The sequence below is a fragment of the Morganella morganii genome, assembly GCF_019243775.1.
In the GTDB taxonomy this organism is placed as follows: Bacteria; Pseudomonadota; Gammaproteobacteria; order Enterobacterales; family Enterobacteriaceae; genus Morganella; species Morganella morganii.
The window spans coordinates 2330405-2356122 of the sequence record NZ_CP069157.1 but is presented as its reverse complement, the minus strand read 5'-3'; the positions used below and the strand labels follow the sequence as shown (position 1 = coordinate 2356122).

The window sequence follows — 25718 nt, the reverse complement described above, 5'->3', positions numbered from 1 at the left end:
AAATGACATTTAAGTCCCTGATTGCCGCCGTCCCGCTGTTGCTGGCCGGTTGCGTAAAAACCGCAACGCCGCCGGATCTCTCCGCGCTGGCCTCTGTTGTCCTGCCGCAGGAGCGGACGGCGGATTACCGGATTGCGGACTGCCACGCTATCTGGGAACTCAACTCTGCGGCCGCGACAGAAAACGCGCTTTACTGGCTGCGGATGATGGATTGTGCTGATCTGCTCAGCAGTGATACAGCCCGCATTATGGCGGGGAAAATCACCCCGGACAGCTGGGATACTGCACTGCGTCAGAGCATTCTGCTTAATAACACCGGCACCTCCGCCAATGACAAGCGTAAGGTGCTCGAGACCCTGAATGCCTACAGTGCCGGGTTCCCGGTCTCTCTGCGTCCGCTGATGACCCTGTGGCGTGATCAACTGAAACAGGCGATTGCCCTGAGTGACGAACGCCAGCGCTACCGCCGCCTGCAGAGCGATACGGACGGCAAAATTGATCAGCTGCGTGCGGTTAACTCCCGCCTGCAGTTTGAATTACAGAATACCACCCGCAAGCTGGATAACCTGAGCAACATTGAGCGCCAGCTGGCCGGCCGCAAACAGCCGACCAAAGCGGATGCGGAACTGGAAAATGCGCTCGAGGAGCGCCGTGAGGCATTAGAAGAGGCAGCAGGTACGGCAGAGCCGAAACCGGCGGAAGCAAAACCTGCGGATGTCAAACCGGCAGAAGCCAAACCGGCTGCCGCAGAAACAAAAGCCGCAGAAACAAAACCGGCACAGGAAAAAAAGGAGTAACCCCGGCATGACAGCACGCCGCAGCGCAAACTTATTATTGGTTGATGATGATCCGGGTTTACTGAAACTGCTGGGTATGCGCCTGAGCAGTGAAGGTTTCCGGGTATCAACGGCAGAAAGCGGCCCTGAAGCGCTGAAGGTACTCAATAAAGAAAAAATCGATCTGGTCATCAGCGACCTGCGGATGGATGAAATGGATGGTATGGCGCTGTTTGCCGAGATCCAGAAAACCCATTCCGGCATGCCGGTGATTATCCTGACGGCTCACGGCTCCATTCCGGATGCCGTGGCTGCCACCCGTGAGGGCGTGTTCAGCTTCCTGACCAAACCGGTGGATCGCGATGCTTTATATAAAGCGATTGACGATGCGCTGGCGCTCTCCACCACCACGGTCAGTGATGAATCCTGGTGTGAGGGGGTTGTGACCCGCAGCCCGCTGATGCTGCGTCTGCTTGAACAGGCACGTATGGTGGCGCAATCCGATGTCAGTGTGCTGATCAATGGTCAGAGCGGTACCGGGAAAGAGGTACTGGCCCAGGCTATCCACAAAGCCAGTCCGAGAGCGAAAAAACCGTTTATCGCCATCAACTGTGGTGCACTGCCGGAGCAGTTGCTGGAATCCGAGCTGTTCGGCCATGCCAAAGGTGCCTTTACCGGCGCGGTGAGCAGCCGGGAAGGGCTGTTCCAGGCGGCAGAGAGCGGCACACTGTTCCTCGATGAAATCGGGGATATGCCGATGCCGCTGCAGGTCAAGCTGCTGCGTGTTCTGCAGGAGCGCAAAGTGCGCCCGCTCGGCAGTAACCGCGACATTGATATTGATGTCCGCGTCATTTCCGCGACACACCGCGATTTACCCAAGGCGATGGAAAAACACGAATTCCGTGAAGATCTCTACTACCGCCTCAATGTGGTTAACCTGAAAATTCCGACACTCCATGAGCGGGCTGAAGATATCCCGCTGCTGGCCAATCATATTCTGCGCGAAGCGGCGAAAAAACATAAGCCGTTTGTCCGCAGCTTCTCTCCGGATGCCATGAAATGCCTGATGGGCGCGAGCTGGCCGGGCAACGTCCGTCAGCTGCTTAACGTTATCGAGCAGTGCGTGGCGCTGTCCACCGTGCCGGTGATCAGTGAGGCTCTGGTGACTCAGGCGCTGGAAGGAGAAAATACGGCGCTGCCGACCTTTGCGGAAGCCCGTAACCAGTTTGAACTCAATTATTTACGCAAACTTCTCCAGATGACCAAAGGTAACGTGACCAACGCTGCCCGTCTGGCAGGGCGTAACCGGACAGAGTTCTATAAATTACTGTCCCGTCATGAGCTGGATGCGGCCGACTTTAAAGAATAAGCAAAGAATCGGTGCTAACCGGCACATTTTGCTATCATCTTCATTATTAGCTGTTTTATTATTAATTTTTACATACGGTGAGATCTATCCCGGGAGAGCAGGATTTTATGCGTCGTACACTTAATATCGCCCTGGCCCAGCTGAATTTTCTGGTCGGAGATATCGAAGGCAATGGTGAACGTATTCTGAAAACCATGGCGGAACAGCAGGCGGCAGGGGCTGACCTGGTCATGTTTTCCGAACTGGCATTGTCCGGGTATTCACCGGAAGACCTGGTTTTTCGTCCCGATTTTCATCAGCGGATAGCGCAGAGCCTCATCCGGATCCAACAGGCCAGCGGTGACTGTGCTGTGCTGGTGGGACACCCGTGGCAGGAAAACAGCCACATTTATAACGCCCTCTCTTTCTTTGAGAAAGGGGAGCTCCGCGCCCGTTATTTCAAACAGGAACTGCCGAACTACGGCGTGTTTGATGAAAAACGCTGGTTTACGGCAGGAACAGAAACCTGTGTGATTGATTTTCGCGGTTACCGCCTCGGGTTACTCATTTGTGAGGATATCTGGACTGACGGTCCGGTGGATGCCCTGAAAGCGGCCGGTGCGGAAATCATTCTGACACTGAATGCGTCACCGTATTCCACTGATAAAATTGATACCCGGGATGTGCTGATACAGGCACACTGCCGCCGTACCGGGCTGCCGCTGGTCTATCTCAACCAGGTCGGCGGACAGGATGAGCTGATTTTTGATGGTAATTCTGCTGTTTTCGCCGCAGATGGCAGCGTAACACATCGTCTTGCTGCATTTTCAGAGCAAATCGCGCAGTGTTACTTTACGGATTTAACCATCACGCCGATGGCGGATCCGGCACCGTCGTTACCTGTTCTGGCTCAGGTTTATCAGGGGCTGGTGCTGGCAACGCGGGATTATGTCCGCAAAAATGGTTTTCAGGGAGCGCTGCTGGGCCTGTCCGGCGGGATCGATTCCGGCCTGACTGTCGCCATTGCTGCAGATGCACTGGGTAAAGATAAGGTGCAGGCGGTGATGATGCCGTTCCGTTACACCTCGGATATCAGCATCCACGATGCCCGTGAGCAGGCAGAGCTGCTGGGTGTGGAATTTGATGTGGTGTCGATTGAGCCGATGTTTGAAGCCTTTATGCACGAACTGGAACCGAAATTCGCCGGAACACCGGTTGATACCACCGAAGAGAATTTACAGGCACGCTGCCGTGCGGTGATCCTGATGGCGATGTCCAACAAACGCCGTCGCATTGTGCTGACCACCAGTAATAAAAGCGAGTGTGCGGTTGGTTACTCCACACTGTACGGGGATATGGCCGGGGGCTTTAATGTCCTGAAAGATGTGCCGAAAACTATGGTGTTTGAACTGGCAAGATACCGCAACACACTCTCTCCGGCGATTCCGGAGCGGGTTATCACCCGTCCGCCGTCAGCAGAGCTGGCACCGGGTCAGCTGGATCAGGACAGTCTGCCGCCGTATGACATCCTCGATGCCCTGCTGGCCGGGTATGTTGAAAAAGATATGTCCGCAGATGAACTGATCGCCGCCGGGTTTGATGAAGCGGTGGTCCGCAAGGTTATCCGGCTGGTGGATATCAATGAATACAAACGCCGCCAGTCACCGGTGGGACCGCGCATTACCGCCCGGAACTTTGGCAAAGATCGCCGTTACCCGATTACATCCGGGTTTGGCCGCAAAAATTGGTAACAGGATCTGACAATGAAAAAGATTGAGGCAATTATTAAGCCGTTTAAACTCGATGATGTCCGCGAAGCTCTGGCCGAAGTGGGGATCACCGGGATGACCGTGACAGAGGTGAAGGGTTTCGGCCGTCAGAAAGGGCATACGGAACTGTATCGCGGTGCGGAATATATGGTGGATTTTCTGCCGAAGGTAAAAATTGAAATTGTTGTCGCCGATGACATTCTCGAAACCTGTGTGGAAACCATTATGCAGACGGCGCAGACCGGTAAGATCGGTGACGGTAAAATCTTTGTGTTCGATGTGGCACAGGTTGTCCGGATCCGTACCGGGGAACAGGATGAAGATGCTATCTGAGTTCTGCTGAGCATCCCTGCAAATTAAACGTATCCGGCGGCTGTTATTTCTGACACCGCCGGATTCTTTTATCTGTCAGTAAAAGGAGAAGACTGTGCGGACAATACATGTGCGGGCAATACAATGGATAGTGGCGGTGTGTGTTGTGGTTATTATTCTGGTTATGGCCGGTATTATTATTCTGCAGTCAGCAATGAAAGACCCCGGTCAGCATGAATTACCGGCACTTTTTGCGGAGGTTTCCGGGATGAATTTAAATAAAGAAGAACAGGATGAGCTGGAAACGTGTATCAATTCGGCCAAGGTGATGTATTTCTCACAGGCAGTAAAAAAAATGTGTGAACCGGGCCCGGTATAAAAACTGACGGGCAAAAAAGAGTAACAGTGAACCGGGCGAAAGGATGGGATAGATATAAATTCGGCGGTTATGTCACTGTTACTCAAATGTGCTTCAGCTTAAGCACATACGCTGAATATCCAGCGTGTTGTTATTGTTGTTCTGTCGCGATTATAAAATTTTGTGCGGACCGAAACATTCATAATGGATCTGGTCTGCATTAACGCCCATTGCAGTCAGCTGACGCGCAATGTGCTGCATAAAGGCTACCGGGCCGCACAGGTAATAGTGGCGGGTTTTACTGAGCAGAGCATCCTGCTGAGCCGTTAAATCCATCAGCCCGGTCAGGTGCGGATGAGCTTCATCTGCGCGCGGCTCTCTGTACCAGACGGTCTGGCTGAACGCAGGCAACTGCGCACCAAACCGGTTTACTTCCTCCGCAAAGGCATGCACGCCGCCGTGCTCTGCCGCGTGCAGCCAGGTCACATCCGCCGGATGCTGTTGTGCGGCGAGTGTCTGCAGCATAGCCATCATCGGTGTTAAGCCGACACCGGCTGAAATCAGGACCACCGGGGTTTCTTTTTCTGCCTCCAGGAAGAAATCCCCCAGCGGTGGTGTCAGTCTGACCACATCGCCTTCCTGCACATTAGCGTGCAGCCAGCCGGAAATCGTACCTTTGTCTTCACGTTTGACCGCAATCCGGTAGGTTTTACCGTCCGGTGCCTGCGTCAGGGAATACTGGCGGATCTCCTGATTTTCCAGCGCATCATCATTGATATAGACACTAATATACTGCCCCGGGCGGTAATCCGCGACAGGCTTACCATCAACCGGCGCCAGTTCGAAACTGGTGATAAGTTCACTCTGCGGCTGTTTGCGGATCACGCGGAATTCACGCAGTCCTTCCCATCCGCCCTGTAAAGCCGCTTTTTCCTGATACAGCCCGGCTTCGCGCTGAATAAAGATATCCGCCAGTACACCGTACGCTTTACCCCAGGCGGTAAGGACTTCCTCACCCGGATTGAGCAACTCTTCAATGGTGGCAAGCAGGTTTTCCCCGACAACCGGGTAATGTTCCGGTCTGATCATCAGACTGGCGTGTTTGTTGGCAATTTTTTCCACTGCCGCACCCAGCGCGCCGAGGTTATCAATATTCATGGCATAGGCGCAGACCGCATTAAACAACGCTTCACGCTGTGCGCCGTTCTGCTGGTGGCTCATGGTGAAGATATCTTTTAACTCAGGATGCTGACGAAACATGCGGTCATAGAAATGGGCGGTCAGTTTCGGGCCGGTGGCGGCAATCAGCGGGGCGGTGGATTTTACGGTGGCGATAGTTTGTGCATCGAGCATAGCAGGGCTCCTGAAAAAGCATCACATCAGTGTGAAATTTATAACATGTATTTTTTATGCAACTTATAATACAGGGCAGAATTTGTAAAGCGCAAATTTTTCTGCTGTTTCTGAAAATCCGGTGAAAATAGCGAAATTGATCAGTGAGCGTGGGTAAGAGGGGATCACAAATCCGGTATTGTGTCCGATGGACAGGATATTCTTATGAAATAATAAGCATGCTAATTACCTGATTTTACCGCTATGCAATCGTTTGCGTATTTTTTGTTTCCGGGGCTATCTCAATTCAGAAAAAGGGTTTACACTGTAGGGCATTCGTCCCCGGAAAGGGGTGTTTTTTTATCGGCATCAGGCGAGTCAGGAGAAGCGAATGTTAAAGCGTGAAATGAATATTGCAGATTACGACCCACAACTCTGGCAGGCGATGAAAGACGAAGATCGTCGTCAGGAAGAGCACATTGAATTAATTGCCTCTGAAAACTATACCAGCCCGCGCGTTATGGAAGCTCAGGGCTCCCAGCTCACCAACAAATATGCAGAAGGGTATCCGGGCAAACGCTACTACGGCGGCTGCGAATATGTGGATATCGTTGAACAGCTGGCGATTGACCGTGCAAAAGAACTGTTCGGCGCAGACTATGCCAACGTTCAGCCGCACTCAGGTTCCCAGGCTAACGTTGCAGTGTACTCCGCACTGCTGTCACCGGGCGATACAGTATTAGGGATGAACTTAGCGGAAGGCGGTCACCTGACTCACGGCTCTCCGGTAAACTTCTCCGGTAAACTGTACAATATCGTCCCTTACGGTATCGATTCTGCCGGTAAAATCGATTATGACGATGTCGCTGAACAGGCGAAAAAACATCAGCCGAAAATGATCATCGGCGGCTTCTCTGCCTACTCCGGTGTGGTTGACTGGGCGAAAATGCGTGAAATCGCTGACAGCATCGGTGCTTACCTGTTTGTTGATATGGCCCACGTAGCCGGTCTGGTTGCTGCGGGTGTTTATCCTAACCCGGTTCCGCATGCTCACGTTGTCACCACTACCACGCACAAAACCCTGGCGGGTCCGCGCGGCGGGATGATCCTCGCGAAAGGCGGTGATGAAGATCTGTACAAAAAACTGAACTCAGCGGTATTCCCGGGTAACCAGGGGGGTCCGCTGATGCACGTTATCGCCGGTAAAGCCGTGGCGTTAAAAGAAGCAATGGAGCCTGAATTTAAAGCAAATCAGGTCCAGGTTGTGAAAAATGCCAAAGCAATGGTTGAAGTCTTCCTGAACCGTGGTTATAAAGTGGTGTCCGGCGGTACTGAGAACCATCTGTTCCTGGTGGATCTGGTCGATAAAGACATCACCGGTAAAGATGCGGATGCGGCACTGGGCCGTGCAAACATCACTGTCAACAAAAACAGTGTGCCGAACGATCCGAAGAGCCCGTTTGTGACTTCCGGTATCCGTGTCGGTTCCCCGGCGATCACCCGCCGCGGCTTCAAAGAAGCAGAAGCCCGTGAACTGGCCGGCTGGATGTGTGACGTGTTAGATAACCTCAATGATGAAGCGACCATTGAAGCTGTGAAACAAAAAGTTCTGGCTATCTGCGCGAAATATCCGGTTTACGCATAATCGCGTTACCAATCTGATGTAACCAAAACCCGCTTCGTTCGCCGCGAGCGGGTTTTTTGTATTCCTGAAAGGAGAGGCAGATGTTTGTTCCGTCATCGCTCTGGCTGGCGCTTGATTATTTTACGTATTTTTTTTCCTACGGGATTTTTCTTCCCTACTGGGGCGCATGGCTGAAAGGTGAAGGGCATGATGTGGCAACGGTCGGTATGCTGCTCAGTGTGGGGCTGGTGGCGCGGTTCGTCGGCAGCCTGTTTATCACACCGCTGTTTAAAGACCCGTCACGGCTGATTTTTGCCCTGAGACTGATGGCGCTCTGTTCTTTCCTGTTCGCGGTGGCGTTTTATTTCGGTTCTCACTGGCTCTGGCTCTTTTTTGTTATGGCCGGATTCAACCTCTTTTTCTCGCCGATGATCCCGCTGGGGGATTCCCTCGCCGCAACCTGGCAAAAACAGTTCCCGATGGATTACGGCTCGATCCGTGTCTGGGGATCGGTGGCATTTATCATCGCCACCTCGGTTACCGGGATGCTGATGGATATCTGGAAGCATGAGGTGATTCTGGCTGCATTAGTGGTCAGTACCGGCTCGCTGTTGCTGACGTCGCTGCTGCGACCGCGCATTATGCCGTCCGGAGAGATGAAACAGCGCGGTCCGCAGGTGAAATTCCGTGTTCTGCTGAAAGATAATGCGGTGGTCCGCTTTCTGCTGTGTGTGAGTCTGTTGCAGGGGGCGCATGCCGCCTATTACGGCTTCAGTGTGATTTACTGGCAAAAAGTCGGCTATTCTGATGCCGCGATCGGCTATCTCTGGTCGCTGGGCGTGGTGGCGGAAGTGATTGTCTTTACCTTCAGTAATAAGCTGTTCCGCCGCTGGAGTGCGGCCAATCTGTTACTGCTTTCCGGTATCTGCGGTATTCTTCGCTGGTCGCTGCTGGGCATGTCGGCGGCACTGCCGGTGCTGATTGCGGCGCAGATCCTGCACAGCGGCACCTATACCGTGTGTCATCTGGCGGCCATGCGCTTTATCGGTGCCCGCAAATCCACAGAGATCATTCCGTTACAGGCGGCGTATTCCGCGCTGGCGATGGGCGGGGCGATTGCGGTGATGACGCTGGTGGCCGGGTATCTGTATGAGGATATCCACGGCGGCATATTTTATCTGATGGCACTGACAGTACTTCCGGCACTGTTCCTGCGCCCGAAAGTCCGGCCGCAGACCCCGGAAAACGCATAATAAAAAAGGGTTATGACGAAAGTCATAACCCTTTTTCACATCTGGCGGAACAGAATCAGCGTTTCAGAGACTCAGTCAGCTCATCACGCAGTTCTGCCAGCAGTTCGCGGACCACACGCGGGCTGCCCGCAACGATGTTACCGCTGTCGATATAACGGTGGTTACCGGTGAAGTCAGTAACGATACCGCCCGCTTCACGGACCAGCAGTTCACCACCGAGGAAGTCCCATGGCTTCAGGCCGATTTCAAAGAAACCGTCCACACGGCCGGCAGCGAGATAAGCCAGATCCAGTGCGGCAGAGCCGGTACGGCGGAAGTCTGAGCAGCGGGTAAACAGTTTGCCGAGCATTTTGATATAGGTATCAGCGTGCTGTTTGGCTTTGAACGGGAAGCCGGTAGCCAGTACCGCGCCGTCGAGATCACGGGCAGTCGCACCGCGCAGACGGTAGCCGTTTAACTGTGCGCCCTGACCACGGACAGCAGAGAATAATTCGTTACGCATCGGATCGTAAACAACCGCCACTTCAGTGCGGCCTTTGATACGGAATGCGATAGATACCGCGAAGTGCGGGAGACGTTTGACGAAGTTGGTGGTGCCATCCAGGGGATCAATCACCCATTGCATATCATGTTCTTCACCGGGTAACTCACCGCACTCTTCGGAGATAATGGTGTGCTTCGGATAAGATTTGCGGATGATCTCGATAATCATCTGCTCGGCTTCGCGATCCACGTTGGTCACAAAGTCATTGGAACCTTTCTGAGTTGTCTCAACAGTGTCAGGCATTTCATAGTGTTTGGCAATCAGGTTGCCGGCCTTACGTGCAGCACGTATGGCGATGGTAAGCATCGGATGCATGGGGTTGTCCACCGGGATGTTAAAGAACGAAAATAAACGCGGCAGAGTATAACAGGTGATCGTCAATCTGACTATTCTTGTGTTAAGATATTGCGATAATTTCTCAAAGAAAGTGTGTTATGTCCGAAAATATCCGAATCGTCCTGGTTGAAACCTCACATACAGGCAATATGGGCTCCGCTGCGCGGGCTATGAAAACAATGGGGTTATCCAGCCTTTATCTGGTCAATCCGCAGGTACAGCCGGACTCTCACGCCATCGCGCTGTCTGCCGGTGCCAGTGATGTTATCGGCAATGCAAAGATTGTCAGCACCCTGGATGAGGCGATTGCCGGTTGTGAACTGGTGATCGGCACCAGTGCCCGGTCACGCACACTGCCGTGGCCGATGGTTGAACCGCGTGAATGCGGGGAAAAAAGTGTTAAAATCGCACAGACCGCACCGGTCGCGATTATTTTCGGCCGTGAACGTGTCGGGCTGACCAACGATGAATTGCAGAAGTGTAATTATCATCTTTATATCCCGACCAACCCGGAATACGGCTCGCTGAACCTGGCGATGGCGGTGCAGCTGGTCAGTTATGAGATCCGGATGGCATTTCTTGCCTCTCAGAATGAGAGCGAACCGGCAAATAATGATGAGGCAGATGAGGTACACTATCCGCCGGCGGATGATATGGAGCGGTTTTACACGCATCTGGAATCGGTACTGAATGAATCCGGTTTTATCCGCAAAGCACACCCGGGTCAGATTATGAACCGTCTGCGCCGCTTATTTACCCGCGCGCATCCGGAAACACAGGAGCTGAATATCCTGCGTGGAATCCTGACTTCTGTTGAGAAATGGGCGAAAAAATAGTTGAGTAAATTACTGGGTTAAATAGTTGACTAAATTACTCAGGAATGACACAATTTCTTCACCATTTATCACGGGGATCCGGTTATGAGACTGACATCAAAAGGGCGCTATGCGGTAACCGCTATGCTCGACGTAGCGCTGCACTCCCATGAGGGGCCCGTACCACTGGCTGACATTTCTGAACGTCAGGGTATCTCCCTCTCTTATCTTGAGCAACTCTTCTCCCGTCTGCGTAAAAACGAGCTGGTTTCCAGCGTTCGCGGGCCGGGCGGCGGGTATCTTCTGGCACGCGGTGCCGGTGAGATTTTCATTGCTCAGGTCATCTCGGCCGTCGATGAATCCGTTGATGCGACCCGCTGTCAGGGAACTCAGGAAGGCTGTCAGGGCGGTGACCGCTGTCTGACACACGCGCTGTGGCGTGACCTGAGTGACCGTATTACTGATTTCTTAAGCAGTATCAGTCTGGAAGAGTTAGTAAATCATAAAGAAGTGATTGATGTTGCTGATCGCCAGGATGATAAACGTCGTGCACATAATCTGGCAATTAACGAAACGATTATCAATCTGCAAGCATAAGCAGAAACCTGCGTTAACAACGCAACCGTAGTTCATGGAGCAATTGAGCGATGAAATTACCGATTTATTTAGATTACTCAGCAACCACCCCGGTTGATCCGCGTGTTGCTGAAAAAATGATGCAATGCCTCACAATGGACGGCATCTTCGGCAACCCGGCGTCACGTTCTCACCGTTTTGGCTGGCAGGCCGAAGAGGCTGTCGATATTGCCCGTAACCAGATTGCTGATCTGGTCGGTGCTGACCCGCGTGAAATCGTGTTCACTTCCGGTGCCACCGAGTCTGACAACCTGGCGATTAAAGGTGCAGCCAAATTCTATGAGAAAAAAGGCAAGCACATTATTACCTGTAAAACTGAGCACAAAGCGGTACTCGATACCTGCCGTCAGTTAGAGCGCGAAGGGTTTGAAGTAACCTATCTTGCGCCGCAGCGTAATGGCCTGATCGACCTGGCTGAACTCGAAGCTGCAATGCGTGAAGACACCATTTTAGTCTCAATCATGCATGTGAATAACGAAATCGGTGTGATTCAGGATATCGAAGCAATCGGTGAACTGTGCCGCAGCAAAGGGATTGTTTTCCATGTGGATGCCACCCAGAGCGTCGGTAAAGTGCCGGTTGATTTAAGCAAACTGAAAGTGGATCTGATGTCCTTCTCCGGCCATAAGATTTACGGCCCGATGGGTATCGGCGCACTGTATGTCCGCCGCAAACCGCGTATCCGCATTGAAGCGCAGATGCACGGCGGTGGTCACGAGCGCGGTATGCGTTCCGGTACACTGGCAGTTCATCAGATTGTCGGTATGGGTGAAGCTTACCGTATCGCCAAAGAAGAGATGGCAGCGGAAGCTGAGCGTCTGTCCGCACTGCGTATGCGTCTGTGGAACGGTATCAAAGATATCGAAGAAACCTATCTGAACGGTTGCCCGGAGCACTCCGCACCGAATATTCTTAACGTCAGTTTCAACTATGTTGAAGGTGAATCCCTGATGATGGCGCTGAAAGATCTCGCGGTATCATCCGGTTCTGCCTGTACGTCCGCCAGCCTGGAGCCGTCATATGTTCTGCGCGCCCTGGGTATGACCGACGAACTGGCGCACAGCTCAATCCGCTTCTCTCTGGGTCGTTTCACGACTGAGGAAGAGATTGACTATGCTATCAAACTTATCCATAACGCAATTGGCCGCCTGCGCGATCTTTCCCCGCTGTGGGAAATGCACAAGCAAGGTGTTGATATTAACAGTATTGAATGGTCACACCATTAATCAGACGGTTTCAGGAGTATAAACAATGGCTTATAGCGATAAAGTAATCGATCACTACGAAAACCCGCGCAACGTCGGTTCATTCGACAACGAAGACCCGACTGTCGGCAGCGGCATGGTGGGTGCACCGGCCTGTGGTGACGTAATGAAGTTACAGATCAAAGTTGATGATAACGGCGTGATTGAAGACGCACGTTTCAAAACCTACGGCTGCGGCTCGGCGATTGCGTCAAGCTCACTGGTGACTGAGTGGATGAAAGGGAAGACCCTGGATGAAGCGGAAGCCATCAAAAATACCGCGATTGCGGAAGAACTGGAATTACCGCCGGTGAAAATTCACTGCTCGATTCTGGCTGAAGATGCGATCAAAGCAGCAATTGCGGATTACAAAAGTAAACGCCGGGGCAACTAATAGCCCGCCGCTGCCGGTGTGCAGCAGGTAAAACAATAAAATAATGGCGGATACTGATCCCATCGGTCATCCGCCATACTGGTTTATAGAGCGAGGTGTGTAATGTCCGTTTCTCTTACAGAAAGTGCGGCAAACCGGGTCACCAGTTTTCTGGCAAACCGCGGTAAAGGAGTAGGTCTGCGGTTAGGCGTGAGAACCTCCGGTTGCTCTGGTATGGCTTACGTACTTGAATTTGCCGATGTCATTAATGAAGATGATGTCGTCTTTGAAGATCACGGCGTAAAAGTGATCATCGACGGAAAAAGTATTGTGTATCTTGACGGCACGGAAGTGGATTTCGTGAAGGAAGGGTTAAACGAAGGGTTTAAATTCAATAACCCGAACGTCAACAGCGAATGCGGCTGCGGCGAGAGTTTTCACGTTTAACTGATCCATTTATCCGCGAAGAGAACACGATGAACTATTTTTCACTGTTCAGCCTGCCTGTGCGTTATGACCTTGACACGCAGGCACTTGCCGGTCGTTATCAGGATTTGCAGCGCCAGTATCACCCGGACAGATTTGCCGCCGGTGATGCGAAAGAACAAGCGCAGGCACTGACAATGGCCGCGACCATCAATGACGCCTACCAGTCCCTGAAACATCCCCTGAAACGTGCGGAATACATACTGCTGTTACATGATATTGATATCAATAATGAACAGCACACAATGCATGATACCGCATTTCTGATGGAGCAGCTGGAGCTGCGCGAAGCCCTCGATATCATCGAACAGAAACAGGACAGTGATGCACTGGCCGGTTTTGCTGCCACTATCACTAAAATGACAAAAACCCGGATGGCAGAGATGATTCGTCAGCTGGATGACGAAGACTGGACCGCTGCTGCGGACAGCGTGCGTAAATTACGATTTTTGAGTAAACTGACGCAACAAATTGAAAATCTTGAAGAACGTTTGCTCGACAGTTTCTAGGGGAAAAATATGGCACTGTTACAAATCAGCGAACCGGGACAGGCTCCCGCCCCGCATCAGCGCCGCCTTGCCGCGGGTATTGATTTAGGCACCACTCATTCACTGGTCGCCACTGTGCGCAGTGGTGAAACCGATGTGCTGCCCGATCACGAAGGGCGTTATTTACTGCCTTCTGTCGTGCAGTACAGCGCGGACAGCCGCCGGGTCGGCTGGGATGCCCGCGCAAATGCGGCGGCCGATCCTCAGAATACGATTATCTCTGTCAAACGCATGATGGGGCGCTCGCTGACCGATATCACTGAGCGCTATCCTGATCTGCCGTATCAGTTGCAGGCGGGTGAAAACGGCCTGCCAATCATCCGCACTGCGGCCGGGCTGACAGATCCTGTCCGTGTCTCGGCGGATATTCTGTCCGTGCTGGCACAGCGCGCGCAGGAAACCCTCGGTGGTGAACTGGATGGCGTGGTGATCACTGTTCCCGCGTATTTCGATGATGCGCAGCGTCAGGGCACCAAAGATGCCGCCCGCCTTGCCGGATTACACGTTTTACGTCTGCTGAATGAGCCGACAGCGGCGGCAATCGCCTACGGGCTGGATTCCGGTCAGGAAGGGGTGATTGCGGTTTATGACCTCGGCGGCGGTACGTTTGATATCTCTGTGCTGCGTCTGAGCCGTGGTGTATTTGAAGTGCTGGCCACCGGCGGTGATACCGCGCTCGGCGGTGATGATTTCGATAATCTGATTGCTGACTGGATTTATGAGCAGCGCGGCATTCAGTCACAGGGGCATTCGCAGCACCGCGAAGTATTAAATGCGGCGGCGGAAGCCAAAATTGCACTGTCTGATGCCGCACAAACCACCATCTCCCTGGATGGCTGGCAGGGTGTGCTGACCCGTGAGACTTTTGAGGAACTCATTCGTCCGCTGGTCAGAAAAACCCTGATGACCTGCCGCCGGGCCCTGAAAGATGCGGGAACGGATCAGGATGAAGTCCGCGAAGTGGTGATGGTCGGAGGATCAACCCGGGTGCCTCTGGTGCGTGAGCTGGTCGGTGAGTTCTTCAGCAAAGAGCCGCTGACTTCGATTGACCCGGACAAAGTGGTTGCTATCGGTGCCGCGATTCAGGCAGATATTCTGGCCGGTAACAAACCGGACAGCGACATGCTGCTGTTGGATGTGATCCCGCTCTCGCTGGGGCTGGAAACTATGGGCGGCCTGGTGGAAAAAGTCATTCCGCGCAACACCACCATTCCGGCAGCCCGTGCCCAGGAATTTACCACCTTTAAAGACGGCCAGACCGCCATGACCATTCATGTGCTGCAGGGCGAGCGGGAAATGGTCAGCGATTGCCGTTCCCTGGCACGTTTTACCCTGCGCGGCATCCCGCCGATGGCCGCCGGTAATGCCCATATCCGTGTCACCTTCCAGGTGGATGCGGACGGGCTGCTGAGTGTCAGTGCACTGGAGAAATCCACCGGTGTGCAGGCCTCAGTTCAGATCAAACCGTCTTACGGCCTGAGCGATACCGATATCGCCGGGATGATCAAAGATTCACTCGAAAACGCAGAAAACGATTTATCCACCCGCCGTCTGGCGGAACAAAAAGTGGAAGCTGCCCGCCTGCTGGAGAGCCTGACTCAGGCGCTTTCAGAGGATGGCAATTTACTGAGCGACGACGAAAATGCCGCTATTGATGCGGCAGTCGGTGTGCTTATTGAGAGCGTTGAAGGCGACTCACCAGCCGCCATTGAAAACGCAATTAAACAACTGGACAAGCAAACACAGGTATTCGCGGCGCGCCGGATGGACAATTCTGTCCGCAAGGCACTCGCGGGCCACTCTGTGGATGAGATATAACGGGAAGATTATGCCTAAGATTGTTTTTTTACCGCATGAGTCATTATGCCCTGAAGGTGCGGTATACGACGCAAATGAAGGTGAGTCAATTCTGGATGTTGCCCTGCGTAACGGTATCGAAATTGAACATGCCTGTGAGAAATCATGTGCCTGCACAACCTGTCACTGTATCGTCCGCGAAGGGTTTGACTCCCTCGGCGAGAGCAGTGAGCTGGAAGATGACATGCTGGACAAAGCCTGGGGACTCGAGCCGGAAAGCCGTCTGAGCTGCCAGGCGAAAGTCGCGGATGAAGATCTGGTGGTGGAGATTCCGAAATACACCATCAACCACGCGCGTGAGCACTGATAAAGGAGCTTGAAATGGGACTGAAATGGCAGGACAGCCGTGAAATCGGTGAAGCTCTGTATGATCTGTACCCGGATACAGATCCGAAAACCGTGCGTTTCACCGATATGCACCAGTGGATCTGCGAACTGGAAGAATTTGACGATGCACCGGAAAAATCTAACGAAAAAGTGTTAGAAGCAATTTTGTTAGTCTGGCTCGACGAATTTGAATGATGTCTTTTGTTACGCGCATCAGGCCGCACAATTGTGTTAGCGTGCGGTCTCTGATGCGCGTATGCTGTTACCGCCTCCTGTGCAGACCGGCACGCCGTGCATTCCTCAAATAAAATCTGACTGTTACGGCAGTCTAAAAGTCAAAAGAGAGAACGAAATGACGCAACTCATCATGCCTGTAACCTTATCGTATGAACCTGCTTCTCCGGCGTGGGGAGAGAAAGCCCTGGTCAGTGCGACTGACAAAGGAATGACCGTTCATTTAAGCCGTAAAGGGATGCTGTGCGCCGTGCAGAGCGCGGGCCGCAAAATCGACGGTCAGGGTATCCGTAATGTGGTACTGAGCGGCAGTAACTGGGATCTGGAAACCAGCTGGGCATTCTGGCAGGGCTTCCGTGGTCCGAAAGGCGCACGCTCGATTGAATGGCCGGAATTACCGGAAGCGGATAAAACCGAACTGGAACACCGTATCCGTATCATCGACTGGGTACGCGACGTTATCAATACCCCGGCGGAAGAGCTGAGCCCGGAACAACTGGCGCAGCGTGCGGTTGATCTGCTGTGCGGTGTTTCCTGCAATTCAGTCGGTTACCGTATCATCAAAGGGGAAGATTTACGCGAGCAGGGCTATATGGGGATCCATACGGTTGGCCGTGGTTCTGTACGTCCGCCGGTACTGCTGGCGCTGGATTACAATCCGGGCAAACAGGAAAATGCGCCGGTGTTCGCCAGCCTGGTCGGTAAAGGGATCACCTTTGACTCCGGCGGCTACAGCCTGAAACCAACTTCCTCCATGGACTCCATGAAATCCGATATGGGCGGCGCAGCCACCCTGACCGGCGCACTGGCAATGGCTATCAGCCGCGGCCTGCAAAAGCGTGTCAAACTGTACCTGTGCATCGCGGATAACCTGGTGAGCGGTAATGCCTTCAAACTGGGTGATATTATCCGTTACAGCAACGGTAAATCCGTTGAAATCATGAATACTGATGCGGAAGGGCGTCTGGTACTGGCGGATGGTCTGATTGAAGCGGACAAAGATAACGCGGGGTTTATCATTGATGCAGCGACCCTGACCGGGGCGGCGAAAACTGCCGTCGGTAACGACTATCACTCTGTGATGAGCTTCGATGATGCGCTGTACAATGAACTGATGTCAGCCGCTGATCAGGAAAAAGAGATGTTCTGGCGCCTGCCGCTGGCAGAATTCCACCGCCGTCAGATGCCGTCCTCCTTTGCGGATCTGAGCAACACCGGGGCACCGAATACTGCCGGGGCAAGTACCGCTGCGGCATTCCTGTCTCATTTTGTGGAAGATTACCGTAAAAACTGGCTGCACATTGACTGCTCAGCCACTTACCGCAAAGCGCCGTCAGACTTATGGTCTGCGGGTGCAACCGGGTACGGTGTGCGCACTGTGGCGGCACTGCTGCTGAAAAAAGCCGGACAGTAACCGGGTATTGCCCTGCTGATTCTGCTGTAAAACGGTCACATAACATGTGGCCGTTTTTCTGTGATATTTACGAAGACAGATGCTGAAATAAGGAGTTCTGTAATGGCGGATATACTCCCGGTACAGGAAGTGATGATTGAACAGGGCAGCGCACTGCTGCTCAGCGTACCGGAAAACAAACCGGACGCGGTGCTTGATGCGCTGACCGGCGTGTTTAAACAGCACAAACCGGTGCGCCGTGCATTTTGGGTAATGGCTGCCGAAAAAAACAATACTGTCCCGGATGAACCGGTGCTGCTGATTGTGCTGGAGCTGAGTGAAGAGCAGGAAGCGGATACCGTGATCCGTCAGGCGGCTGAGGCTGCGATGGAGCACCTTGCTGACGGGGAGCATATTGATTTTTGTCTGTTAAATCCGGATGAAAATGACGGGCTGACGCACTTCCTGACACAGCACACTCAGGCATTCTATCAGCGCCGTCTCGGTGGCTGGCTGCGTAACGCCATTCCGGTAACAGAAGCGTAACAATAATTTATCCGGATGGTGAATATGTGTAGTGCATATATTCAGAATAATGCACTATACGCTTGTTTAGGCTTTGTTTACACTTCGTGAAATAATACCGAACAAGTGCCCGTTTTCCGGGCTCACCAGAAAGGATTGATTATGCGTTCTCCGATTGCAGGACAGGGTCCCGGCAAAAAACGCTGCATTGCAGTGCTTCTTGCATCAGCGCTGGCGCTCACGGGTTGTGATGACACCGGCAGTAAAACCACGGCGGCGGGCAGCAATGACAGCGCGCCGGCCAATAATAATAAAGAAAACTCGTCTTCTTCATCTGCTTCCTCTCCGTCTGCGAAAAAAACACAGGATGCCGCATCACTGGCAGAGCTGAGTAAGCGCTACGCCGGGAAAGATGTGACTATCATCGACGCCTCTGAGATCCAGCTCGACGGCGCAAATGCGATGGTGGTGACCTTCTCTGTTCCGCTGGATCCGAACCAGGATTTCAGTCAGTTTGCCCGTCTGGTGGACGTGAAAAACGGCAAGCTGGAAGGTGCCTGGGAGCTGTCGGATAACCTGATGGAACTGCGCATGCGCCATCTGCCGCCGTCACGGGAATTGCAGCTGAGTATCGATCGCGGCGTGCGCGGTATCAATGAGCGCACACTGGTTAATGGTTATGACTTAAAACTGACCACTGCGGATGTGGTACCGAGTGTCGGTTTTGCCAGCCGCGGCTCGCTGTTCCCGGCTGATGTCCTGCAGGGACTGCCGGTATTCGCGCTGAACGTGGACAGTATTGATGTCAATTTTTACCGCATCAAACCGGATTCCCTGGCGTCTTTCCTCGCCAGCTGGCAGTACGGCAACAATCTCCAGTACTGGAATTCTGATGACCTGCTGAATAATACCGATCTGGTCTATACCGGGCGTTTTGATCTCAATCCGCAGAAAAACACCCGTGAAAATATGCAGATCCCGCTGAAGGATATCAAGCCGTTACAGGAAGAGGGCGTGTATCTGGCGGTGATGCAGCAGGCCGGGCGTTACAGCTACACCATGCCGGCCACACTCTTTACCCTGAGTGATATCGGCGTTTCCATGCACAGCTATCTTAATGAGCTGGATGTATTTACTCAGTCGCTGGCGAAAGGCAGTGCACTGAAAGGCGTGGAAATCCGTCTGCTCGACAGCAAAGGTCAGCTTCTGGGCAAAGCAGAAACCGACAGCAGCGGTCATGCAAAACTGGATCGCGGGGCGGATGCCGCGCTGTTACTGGCGATTAACAACGGCCAGACCAGTATGATCGACCTGAAAAACCCGGCGCTTGACCTGGCAGAGTTTGATATCGCCGGTCCGCAGGGCTATGCAAAACAATTCTTCGTTTTTGGTCCGCGTGATCTGTACCGTCCGGGGGAAACTCTGGTAATTAACGGTCTGCTGCGTGACGGTGACGGCCATCCGGTCAAAGATCAGCCGGTCAAAGTGGATGTGCTGAAAAACGACGGTCAGGTGGCCTCCACCTTCGTCTGGCAGCCGGAAAACGGCCTTTATCAGTACCAGTATGCGATTCCGGAAAATATTGAAACCGGTAAGCTGACGCTGCGTTTTGATCTCGGGGATAACACGCCGCGCTTCTACAGCGTCAATGTGGAAGATTTCATGCCTGAGCGCATGGCGATGGAAATCAAAACCGACAAACAGCCGATCACCACACAGCAATCTGCTGATTTTGAAATTGAAGGCCATTATCTCTATGGAGCGCCTGCTGCCGGTAATCAGCTGACCGGGCAGCTGTTTATGCGTCCGGATCGTGAGGCATCCGCCAAATTGCCGGGCTTTGAATTCGGTGATATTCAGGAAGAGAGCCTGACCCGCACCCTGGATGAGTTCGACGAAACCATGGATGACAGCGGTGAACTCGCATTCACCATCAGTAATGATTACTGGAAAGAGGTGAAATCGCCGTTTAAATTAATCCTCCAGGCAAGCCTGATGGAAACCGGCGGCCGTCCGGTGACCCGCCGTGCGGATGTCGCGGTATGGCCAGCCGCGAAAATGGCCGGTATTCGTCCGGTCTTCGCCAAAAAAGAGGTTTACGACTACCGCACTGACAAATATGTGTCGCAGTACAGCATGGATGAAGATTCACTGGCTGAATTCGAAATTGTCTATACCGACCGTCAGGGTAATAAGTTAAAAGCGGATGATCTGAATGCGCGTCTGATTTATGAGCGCCGCGACTATTACTGGCGCTGGTCCGACTCCGAAGGCTGGTCATCCGGTTATGATCAGAAAGACCTCGTGATGTCTGATGACAAAATCAGTATCGCCAAAGACGGTACCGCAAAAGTGACCGTCCCGGTCTCCTGGGGGGCATACCGTCTGGAAGTGGTGGATCCGTCCACCGGGCTGACCAGCAGCGTGCGTTTCTGGGCTGGGTACTCCTGGCAGGATAACACCGGCGGTACCGGTGCGGTTCGCCCGGATCAGGTGAAACTGAAACTGGATAAACCAAATTATCACGCCGGTGATAAAGTTAAACTGAATGTGACTGCACCGCAGGCCGGTAAAGGCTATGTGCTTCTGGAATCCAGTGACGGCCCGCTGTGGTGGCAGGAAGTCGATGTTCCTGAAGGCGGCACCGATGTGGAAGTCCCGCTGAACAAAGAGTGGACACGCCACGACCTGTACGCGACTGCGGTGGTTGTCCGTCCGGGGGACAGCTCCCGTCAGGCGACCGTCAAACGCGCGGTCGGCATTCTGCATATCCCGATGGCCGATCCGGCCCGTAAGATTGATGTGACACTGGATACGCCGGCCCGCATCCGTCCGAATCAGGATCTGACCGTTAAAATCAAAGCGAAAGCACAGGACGGCAAAGCGGCACCGGAAAAAGTGAATGTGCTGATTTCCGCTGTGGACACCGGTGTGCTCAATATCACCGACTATAAAACGCCGGATCCGTATGACGCCTTCTTCGGCCGCAAACGCTACAGCGTGGACCAGTATGATGTCTATGGCCAGCTGATTGAGGGCAGTGGTCGTCTCGGCACACTGCGGTTTGGTGGTGACGGCGGCGATGATCTCGATCGCGGCGGCCTGAAACCGCTGACTGAAGTGCAGATTATCGCGCAGCAGGCGGCACCGGTGGAACTGAATGCGCAGGGTGAAGGTACGGTTACTCTGCCGATTCCGGATTTCAACGGCGAGCTGCGCCTGATGGCTCAGGCCTGGACGGACGAAGATTTCGGCCATGCGCAGAATAAAGTGATTGTTGCCGCACCGGTGATCAGTCAGATGGCACTGCCGCGCTTTATGGCCGGCGGTGACCGTTCACAGCTGACGCTGGATCTGACCAACCTGACCGATGAAACACAGAATCTGACCGTGAATTTCAGTGCGGACGGCATGGTGCATCTCAAAGGGGCGGCAGAGAAAGAAGTCACCCTGGCGAAAGGCCAGCGCACCTCCGTGAATGTCCCGGTTGAAGCTGCCAACGGCTTTGGTCAGGGCGAGGTGTTTATGACGGTCAAAGGGCTGAAACTGCCTGATGAAAGCAGCAACACCTATAAAAACAGCTGGAAAATCGGCGTGCGTCCGGCATACCCGGCTGAAACTGTTTCTTACTCCATGTCACTCGGCAATGGCGGGGAATGGGCGTTACCGGCAGATCAGATCGGTTATCTGGACGCCAGTACTGTGTCCGGTGAAATGACGCTGACCAGCCGTCCGCCGCTGGATATCTCGCGTTACATCCGTGAACTCTATGCCTATCCGTACGGCTGTCTGGAGCAGACAGTGAGCGGGCTGTATCCGTCTCTGTACTCCTCTGAGGCTGAGCTGAAAAAACTGGGCATCAAAACCCAGACGGACGCCGGACGCCGTCAGGCGGTGATGACCGGTATCCCGCATCTGCTCGGCATGCAGCGCAGTGACGGCAGTTTCTCCCTGTGGGATAACAGCGGCGCGGAAGAGCCGTGGCTGACCGCATACGCGACAGATTTTCTGTTCCGTGCCGGACAGCGCGGGTTTGATGTCCCGGCGGATGCCCTGAGTAACGCCAATAACCGCCTGCTGCGTTATCTGCAGGATCGCTCGGTGATCAGCAGCAACTATTACGGTAACAGCGATCAGATGCGCTTTGCGGTACAGGCGTATGCCGGTTATGTGCTGGCACAGCAGCAGAAAGCACCGCTCGGTGCACTGCGTCAGGTCTATCAGCGCCGTGATGATGCCGCAAGCGGACTGGCACTGGTACAGTTGGGTATCGCCCTGAAGAAAATGGGGGATGCGGATCGCGGTAACGAAGCCATCCGTCTGGGTGTGATGAAGAACCGTGACAGCGTCTACACCGGCGATTACGGCAGCACCATCCGTGATGATGCGATGATTATTGCGCTGCTGAGTGAGGCGGATTCCAATGCGGATCAGCGTTACGGCAAGTTGCAGGCACTCTCTGCGGAGATACAGAATAACCGTTACTTCTCCACTCAGGAGAGCAACGCCCTGTATCTGGCAGGCCGTCAGTACATTAATCAGAGCGAAAAACCGTGGTCTGCCCTGATCAACGGACAGGCCCCGGCGGTCAGCCGTGACAGCGCACTGCGTGAAACCCTCACCGCGGCACAGCTGAACAACGGCATCAGTGTCGCGAACCGCGGGGATGCGGAGCTGTTCGGTCGTGTGAATATCACCGGCTATCCGTTACAGGCACCGCACCCGTCATCTGAAGTGCTGAAGATCAAGCGGACGTATATGGATCTGAACGGTAATCCGATCAGTATTGACCGTCTGAGCAGTGGTGACCTGGTGGCAGTCCGTCTGGATATTCAGGCTGACCGCAACGTGCCGGATGCGCTGGTGGTGGATCTGTTACCGGCCGGTCTGGAGCTGGAAAACCAGAACCTGGCGGCAGCCAGTGCAAGTCTGGCGGACAGTGCGCCGAACCTGGCTGAAGCTATCCAGGACATGCAGCAGGCCAATATCCGTCATACCGAGTACCGTGATGATCGCTTTGTCTCCCAGGTGGCGGTGGAAGAGTACCGTCCGGTGACGCTGGTCTATCTGGCCCGCGCGGTCACTCCGGGTAAATACAGTGTTCCTGCACCACAGGTGGAATCGATGTATATTCCGTCCTGGCGTGCCACCGGTGTGACACCGGCGACACTGGAAGTAGTTCGTTAACAGTACTGTTTGTTGTCCGCAGCCTCCGGGCTGCGGCAGCAAAATATGTTTTATGCCCTTATAGTCTGTTATAAGGGCATTTTTATCTTAAGAATTCTGATAATGCGGTTTGATACATGAAAGTGTGGTTTAAACGTCTCGCGCTGACCGGCCTGATAACAATTGTTCTGACACCGCCGCTGCTCTGGCTGGCCGATAAAATCTGGCCTTTGCCGCTGGATGAGGTGGTGATGGCGCGCACGGTTACGGCTGAGGACGGGTCACCGCTGTGGCGTTTTGCTGACAGTAATGGTGTGTGGCGCTACCCGGTCACACTGAAGGATGTATCACCGGAATTTATTGAAGCGCTTCTGACATATGAAGATCGCTATTTCTATCAGCACCCGGGCATCAATCCGGTGGCTATCGGCCGCGCGGCACTGCAGGATCTGACTTCCGGACGTATTGTCTCCGGCGGCAGCACGCTCTCCATGCAGGTCGCCCGTCTGCTCGATCCCCATGACCGCACGCTGACCGGCAAACTGAAACAGGTTTTCCGCACCATTCAGCTGGAATGGCACTATTCCAAAGATGAGATTCTGGAGATGTATCTTAACCGCGCGCCATACGGCGGCACGGTAGAGGGTATTGGTGCGGCGAGCTGGATGTATCTCGGCAAGCCGCCATCGGAACTGACCGCCGGGGAAGCGGCACTGCTGGCGGTCCTGCCGCAGGCACCAAGCCGTCTGCGGCCGGATCGTTATCCGCAGCGCGCTGAAGCGGCCCGTAATAAGGTGCTTGACCGGCTGGCCGAATTTGAGGTGTGGCCGCAGTCAAAAGTGAATGATTTAAAACAGGAGAGTATCTGGCTGGCACCGCGCCAGGTGCCGCATTCCGCGCCGCTGCTGGCACGGCGTGTGGCGCAGGGGGTGAAAGACCCGGTGATCCGCACCACCATCAATCCTGCCATTCAGCGCCAGCTGGAGGAGATGGCCCGCAACCGCAAATATCAGCTGCCGGAAAAAACCTCGCTCGGCATTATGGTGGTGGATAACCGCGATATGAGTGTGAAGGGCTATGTCGGCTCTATCGATTTCTCCGATGATACCCGTTTCGGGCATGTGGATGTGAACAGCGCCTGGCGTTCACCGGGCTCCACACTGAAACCGTTTTTATATGCCCTGGCGATGGATGAGGGGTTGATCCACAGCGAATCCCTGTTACAGGATGTGCCGCGCCGCTTTAATGATTACCGGCCGGGTAACTTTGATACCGGATTCAGTGGGCCGGTGAGTGTCAGTGAGGCACTGCGCCGTTCTCTGAATCTGCCGGTGGTTCAGTTGCTGGATGTTTATGGCCCGAAGCGGTTCAGTGCCAAACTGCGCAATGTCGGTCTGGAACTGCGTTTTCCGCTCGGCAGTGACCCGAACCTGTCGCTGATTCTGGGCGGGACAGGGGCGCGGATGGATCAGCTGATTGCGGCCTACAGCGCGTTTGCCCGTCAGGGTAAAGTGGCACCGGTGCGTTTTCGTCCGGAAGATCCGCTGGCAGAGCGGCAGCTGATCTCCCCGGGCGCGGCGTGGATCACGCGCCGGGTGATGGCCGGAGAGACACGGCCGCTGGCAGATGACCGGCTGGCGCAGGATGTGCCGCTGGCGTGGAAAACCGGCACCAGTTACGGCTACCGTGATGCCTGGGCACTGGGGGTGAATAACCGCTACACCATCGGGGTGTGGGTCGGCCGTCCGGACGGTACGCCGGTGGCCGGCCAGGCCGGGTTTGCAACCGCGATCCCGATCCTGTATCAGGTGGATAGTTATCTTCGGGCACGCGGCGGCAAAAAATTGCCGGATCCGAAACCCATCAGTGTCAGCAGTAAGATGATTTGCTGGCCGTCAGGGCTGGCGGCGGACAAACAGGATCCGAACTGCCGTCAGCAGCGGATAGCGCTGGTGCTGGACAATACTGTGCCGCCGACACTGCCGTCCGCAGGGCAGGAAAGCCTGTCCGGCACCAATGCGGTGATCTGGGTTAACGGACAGGGGGAACGGGTGTCGCCGGATTGTCCGGATGCACAGGAGAAAACCGTGGCGCTGTGGCCGATTGCGCTGGAGAGCTGGCTGCCGCCGGGTGAACGCCGCAGCCACCGTCTGCCGCCGGTGAGTAAAACCTGTCCGCCGTTGCGGGTGGAAGCGGCTCCGCTGCTGATTTCCGGGATCCGCGAAGGGGATGTGCTGCGCCGTCTGCCGCTGGCGAAAACCCTCGATCTGCGGGTGGTGACGCAGGGCGGAGAGGGCACTCAGTGGTGGTTTCTTAACGGCGACCAGGCGGGCAGTACTGAGTCCGGTGAGCCGCTGTTGCTGACGCTGGACACCCCGGGGCGTTATCAGCTGACGGTGCTGGATCTCAGCGGCCAGGTCAGTTCAGTCAGTTTTACCCTGAAATAGCAGAAACGGCGGGAA

Annotated in this window: 22 protein-coding genes; 20 read left to right on the top strand and 2 right to left on the bottom strand. The window is 54.1% G+C overall.

Annotated features, from left to right (window positions below; translation table 11 throughout):
- The first annotated feature begins 2 nt into the window (after nt 1-2).
- The 5 genes from qseG to JL661_RS11430 all read left to right on the top strand — a co-directional run bounded on the left by qseG (nt 3) and on the right by JL661_RS11430 (nt 4584).
- Complete coding sequence (qseG, locus tag JL661_RS11450; RefSeq protein ID WP_015422610.1) at nt 3-797, top strand: two-component system QseEF-associated lipoprotein QseG; 795 nt, start codon at nt 3-5, stop codon at nt 795-797.
- A gap of 7 nt (nt 798-804) precedes the next feature.
- Nucleotides 805-2145, top strand: a complete 1341-nt coding sequence (gene glrR, locus JL661_RS11445; protein WP_004236949.1) for a two-component system response regulator GlrR — start codon at nt 805-807, stop codon at nt 2143-2145.
- 107 nt (nt 2146-2252) lie between these two features.
- Nucleotides 2253-3875 carry an NAD+ synthase gene (locus JL661_RS11440; protein WP_062772462.1) on the top strand — a complete coding sequence of 541 codons (1623 nt, stop codon included), beginning with the start codon at nt 2253-2255 and terminating at the stop codon, nt 3873-3875.
- Between the two features lie 12 nt (nt 3876-3887).
- Nucleotides 3888-4226 (top strand): nitrogen regulatory protein P-II, encoded by a 339-nt coding sequence (gene glnB / locus JL661_RS11435; RefSeq protein WP_004236946.1) that lies wholly within the window; start codon nt 3888-3890, stop codon nt 4224-4226.
- 94 nt (nt 4227-4320) lie between these two features.
- Nucleotides 4321-4584 (top strand): hypothetical protein, encoded by a 264-nt coding sequence (locus tag JL661_RS11430; protein ID WP_151298164.1) that lies wholly within the window; start codon nt 4321-4323, stop codon nt 4582-4584.
- A 150-nt stretch (nt 4585-4734) separates the two neighbouring features.
- On the opposite strand, the gene hmpA is transcribed toward JL661_RS11430, so the two are convergent.
- Entirely contained in the window at nt 4735-5916 is a 1182-nt protein-coding gene (hmpA, locus tag JL661_RS11425) for an NO-inducible flavohemoprotein (RefSeq protein WP_049246221.1), read from the bottom strand.
- A gap of 370 nt (nt 5917-6286) precedes the next feature.
- Here hmpA and glyA point away from each other — a divergent pair, with 370 nt between their 5' ends.
- Both glyA and JL661_RS11415 read left to right on the top strand, forming a co-directional pair.
- On the top strand, nt 6287-7540 hold the full coding sequence (gene glyA / locus JL661_RS11420) for a serine hydroxymethyltransferase (protein WP_004236943.1): 1254 nt from the start codon (nt 6287-6289) through the stop codon (nt 7538-7540).
- A gap of 80 nt (nt 7541-7620) precedes the next feature.
- Complete coding sequence (locus JL661_RS11415; protein WP_004236942.1) at nt 7621-8772, top strand: 3-phenylpropionate MFS transporter; 1152 nt, start codon at nt 7621-7623, stop codon at nt 8770-8772.
- 55 nt (nt 8773-8827) lie between these two features.
- Here JL661_RS11415 and suhB read toward each other — a convergent pair whose 3' ends face one another.
- On the bottom strand, nt 8828-9631 hold the full coding sequence (suhB, locus tag JL661_RS11410) for an inositol-1-monophosphatase (RefSeq protein ID WP_032098561.1): 804 nt from the start codon (nt 9629-9631) through the stop codon (nt 8828-8830).
- A gap of 119 nt (nt 9632-9750) precedes the next feature.
- On the opposite strand from suhB, the gene trmJ reads away from it, so the two are divergent.
- The 13 genes from trmJ to pbpC all read left to right on the top strand — a co-directional run bounded on the left by trmJ (nt 9751) and on the right by pbpC (nt 25703).
- Nucleotides 9751-10488, top strand: a complete 738-nt coding sequence (gene trmJ / locus JL661_RS11405) for a tRNA (cytosine(32)/uridine(32)-2'-O)-methyltransferase TrmJ (protein WP_004236940.1) — start codon at nt 9751-9753, stop codon at nt 10486-10488.
- Between the two features lie 84 nt (nt 10489-10572).
- Nucleotides 10573-11064, top strand: a complete 492-nt coding sequence (iscR, locus tag JL661_RS11400) for a Fe-S cluster assembly transcriptional regulator IscR (RefSeq protein ID WP_004236939.1) — start codon at nt 10573-10575, stop codon at nt 11062-11064.
- Between the two features lie 50 nt (nt 11065-11114).
- The gene (locus JL661_RS11395) at nt 11115-12329 is read left to right on the top strand and encodes an IscS subfamily cysteine desulfurase (protein ID WP_004236937.1); all 1215 of its coding nucleotides are present in this window, start codon (nt 11115-11117) and stop codon (nt 12327-12329) included.
- A gap of 25 nt (nt 12330-12354) precedes the next feature.
- Nucleotides 12355-12741, top strand: coding sequence for a Fe-S cluster assembly scaffold IscU (gene iscU / locus JL661_RS11390; RefSeq protein ID WP_004236936.1), 387 nt, complete (start codon nt 12355-12357; stop codon nt 12739-12741).
- Nucleotides 12742-12843: 102 nt separating this feature from the next.
- On the top strand, nt 12844-13167 hold the full coding sequence (gene iscA, locus JL661_RS11385) for an iron-sulfur cluster assembly protein IscA (RefSeq protein WP_004236935.1): 324 nt from the start codon (nt 12844-12846) through the stop codon (nt 13165-13167).
- 29 nt (nt 13168-13196) lie between these two features.
- The gene (hscB, locus tag JL661_RS11380) at nt 13197-13715 is read left to right on the top strand and encodes a co-chaperone HscB (protein ID WP_062772465.1); all 519 of its coding nucleotides are present in this window, start codon (nt 13197-13199) and stop codon (nt 13713-13715) included.
- A 9-nt stretch (nt 13716-13724) separates the two neighbouring features.
- Nucleotides 13725-15572: a Fe-S protein assembly chaperone HscA gene (gene hscA, locus JL661_RS11375; protein ID WP_036418514.1), complete on the top strand. Its 1848-nt coding sequence runs from the start codon at nt 13725-13727 to the stop codon at nt 15570-15572.
- A 10-nt stretch (nt 15573-15582) separates the two neighbouring features.
- Nucleotides 15583-15918 carry an ISC system 2Fe-2S type ferredoxin gene (fdx, locus tag JL661_RS11370; protein ID WP_004236932.1) on the top strand — a complete coding sequence of 112 codons (336 nt, stop codon included), beginning with the start codon at nt 15583-15585 and terminating at the stop codon, nt 15916-15918.
- 14 nt (nt 15919-15932) lie between these two features.
- The gene (iscX, locus tag JL661_RS11365) at nt 15933-16133 is read left to right on the top strand and encodes a Fe-S cluster assembly protein IscX (RefSeq protein ID WP_004236931.1); all 201 of its coding nucleotides are present in this window, start codon (nt 15933-15935) and stop codon (nt 16131-16133) included.
- A gap of 157 nt (nt 16134-16290) precedes the next feature.
- Entirely contained in the window at nt 16291-17586 is a 1296-nt protein-coding gene (gene pepB, locus JL661_RS11360; RefSeq protein ID WP_015422612.1) for an aminopeptidase PepB, read from the top strand.
- A 102-nt stretch (nt 17587-17688) separates the two neighbouring features.
- Entirely contained in the window at nt 17689-18111 is a 423-nt protein-coding gene (locus JL661_RS11355) for an enhanced serine sensitivity protein SseB C-terminal domain-containing protein (RefSeq protein ID WP_032098565.1), read from the top strand.
- 141 nt (nt 18112-18252) lie between these two features.
- Nucleotides 18253-23277 carry an alpha-2-macroglobulin family protein gene (locus JL661_RS11350; protein ID WP_062772468.1) on the top strand — a complete coding sequence of 1675 codons (5025 nt, stop codon included), beginning with the start codon at nt 18253-18255 and terminating at the stop codon, nt 23275-23277.
- 116 nt (nt 23278-23393) lie between these two features.
- Nucleotides 23394-25703: a peptidoglycan glycosyltransferase PbpC gene (gene pbpC / locus JL661_RS11345; protein WP_004236925.1), complete on the top strand. Its 2310-nt coding sequence runs from the start codon at nt 23394-23396 to the stop codon at nt 25701-25703.
- The last annotated feature ends 15 nt before the right edge of the window (nt 25704-25718 follow it).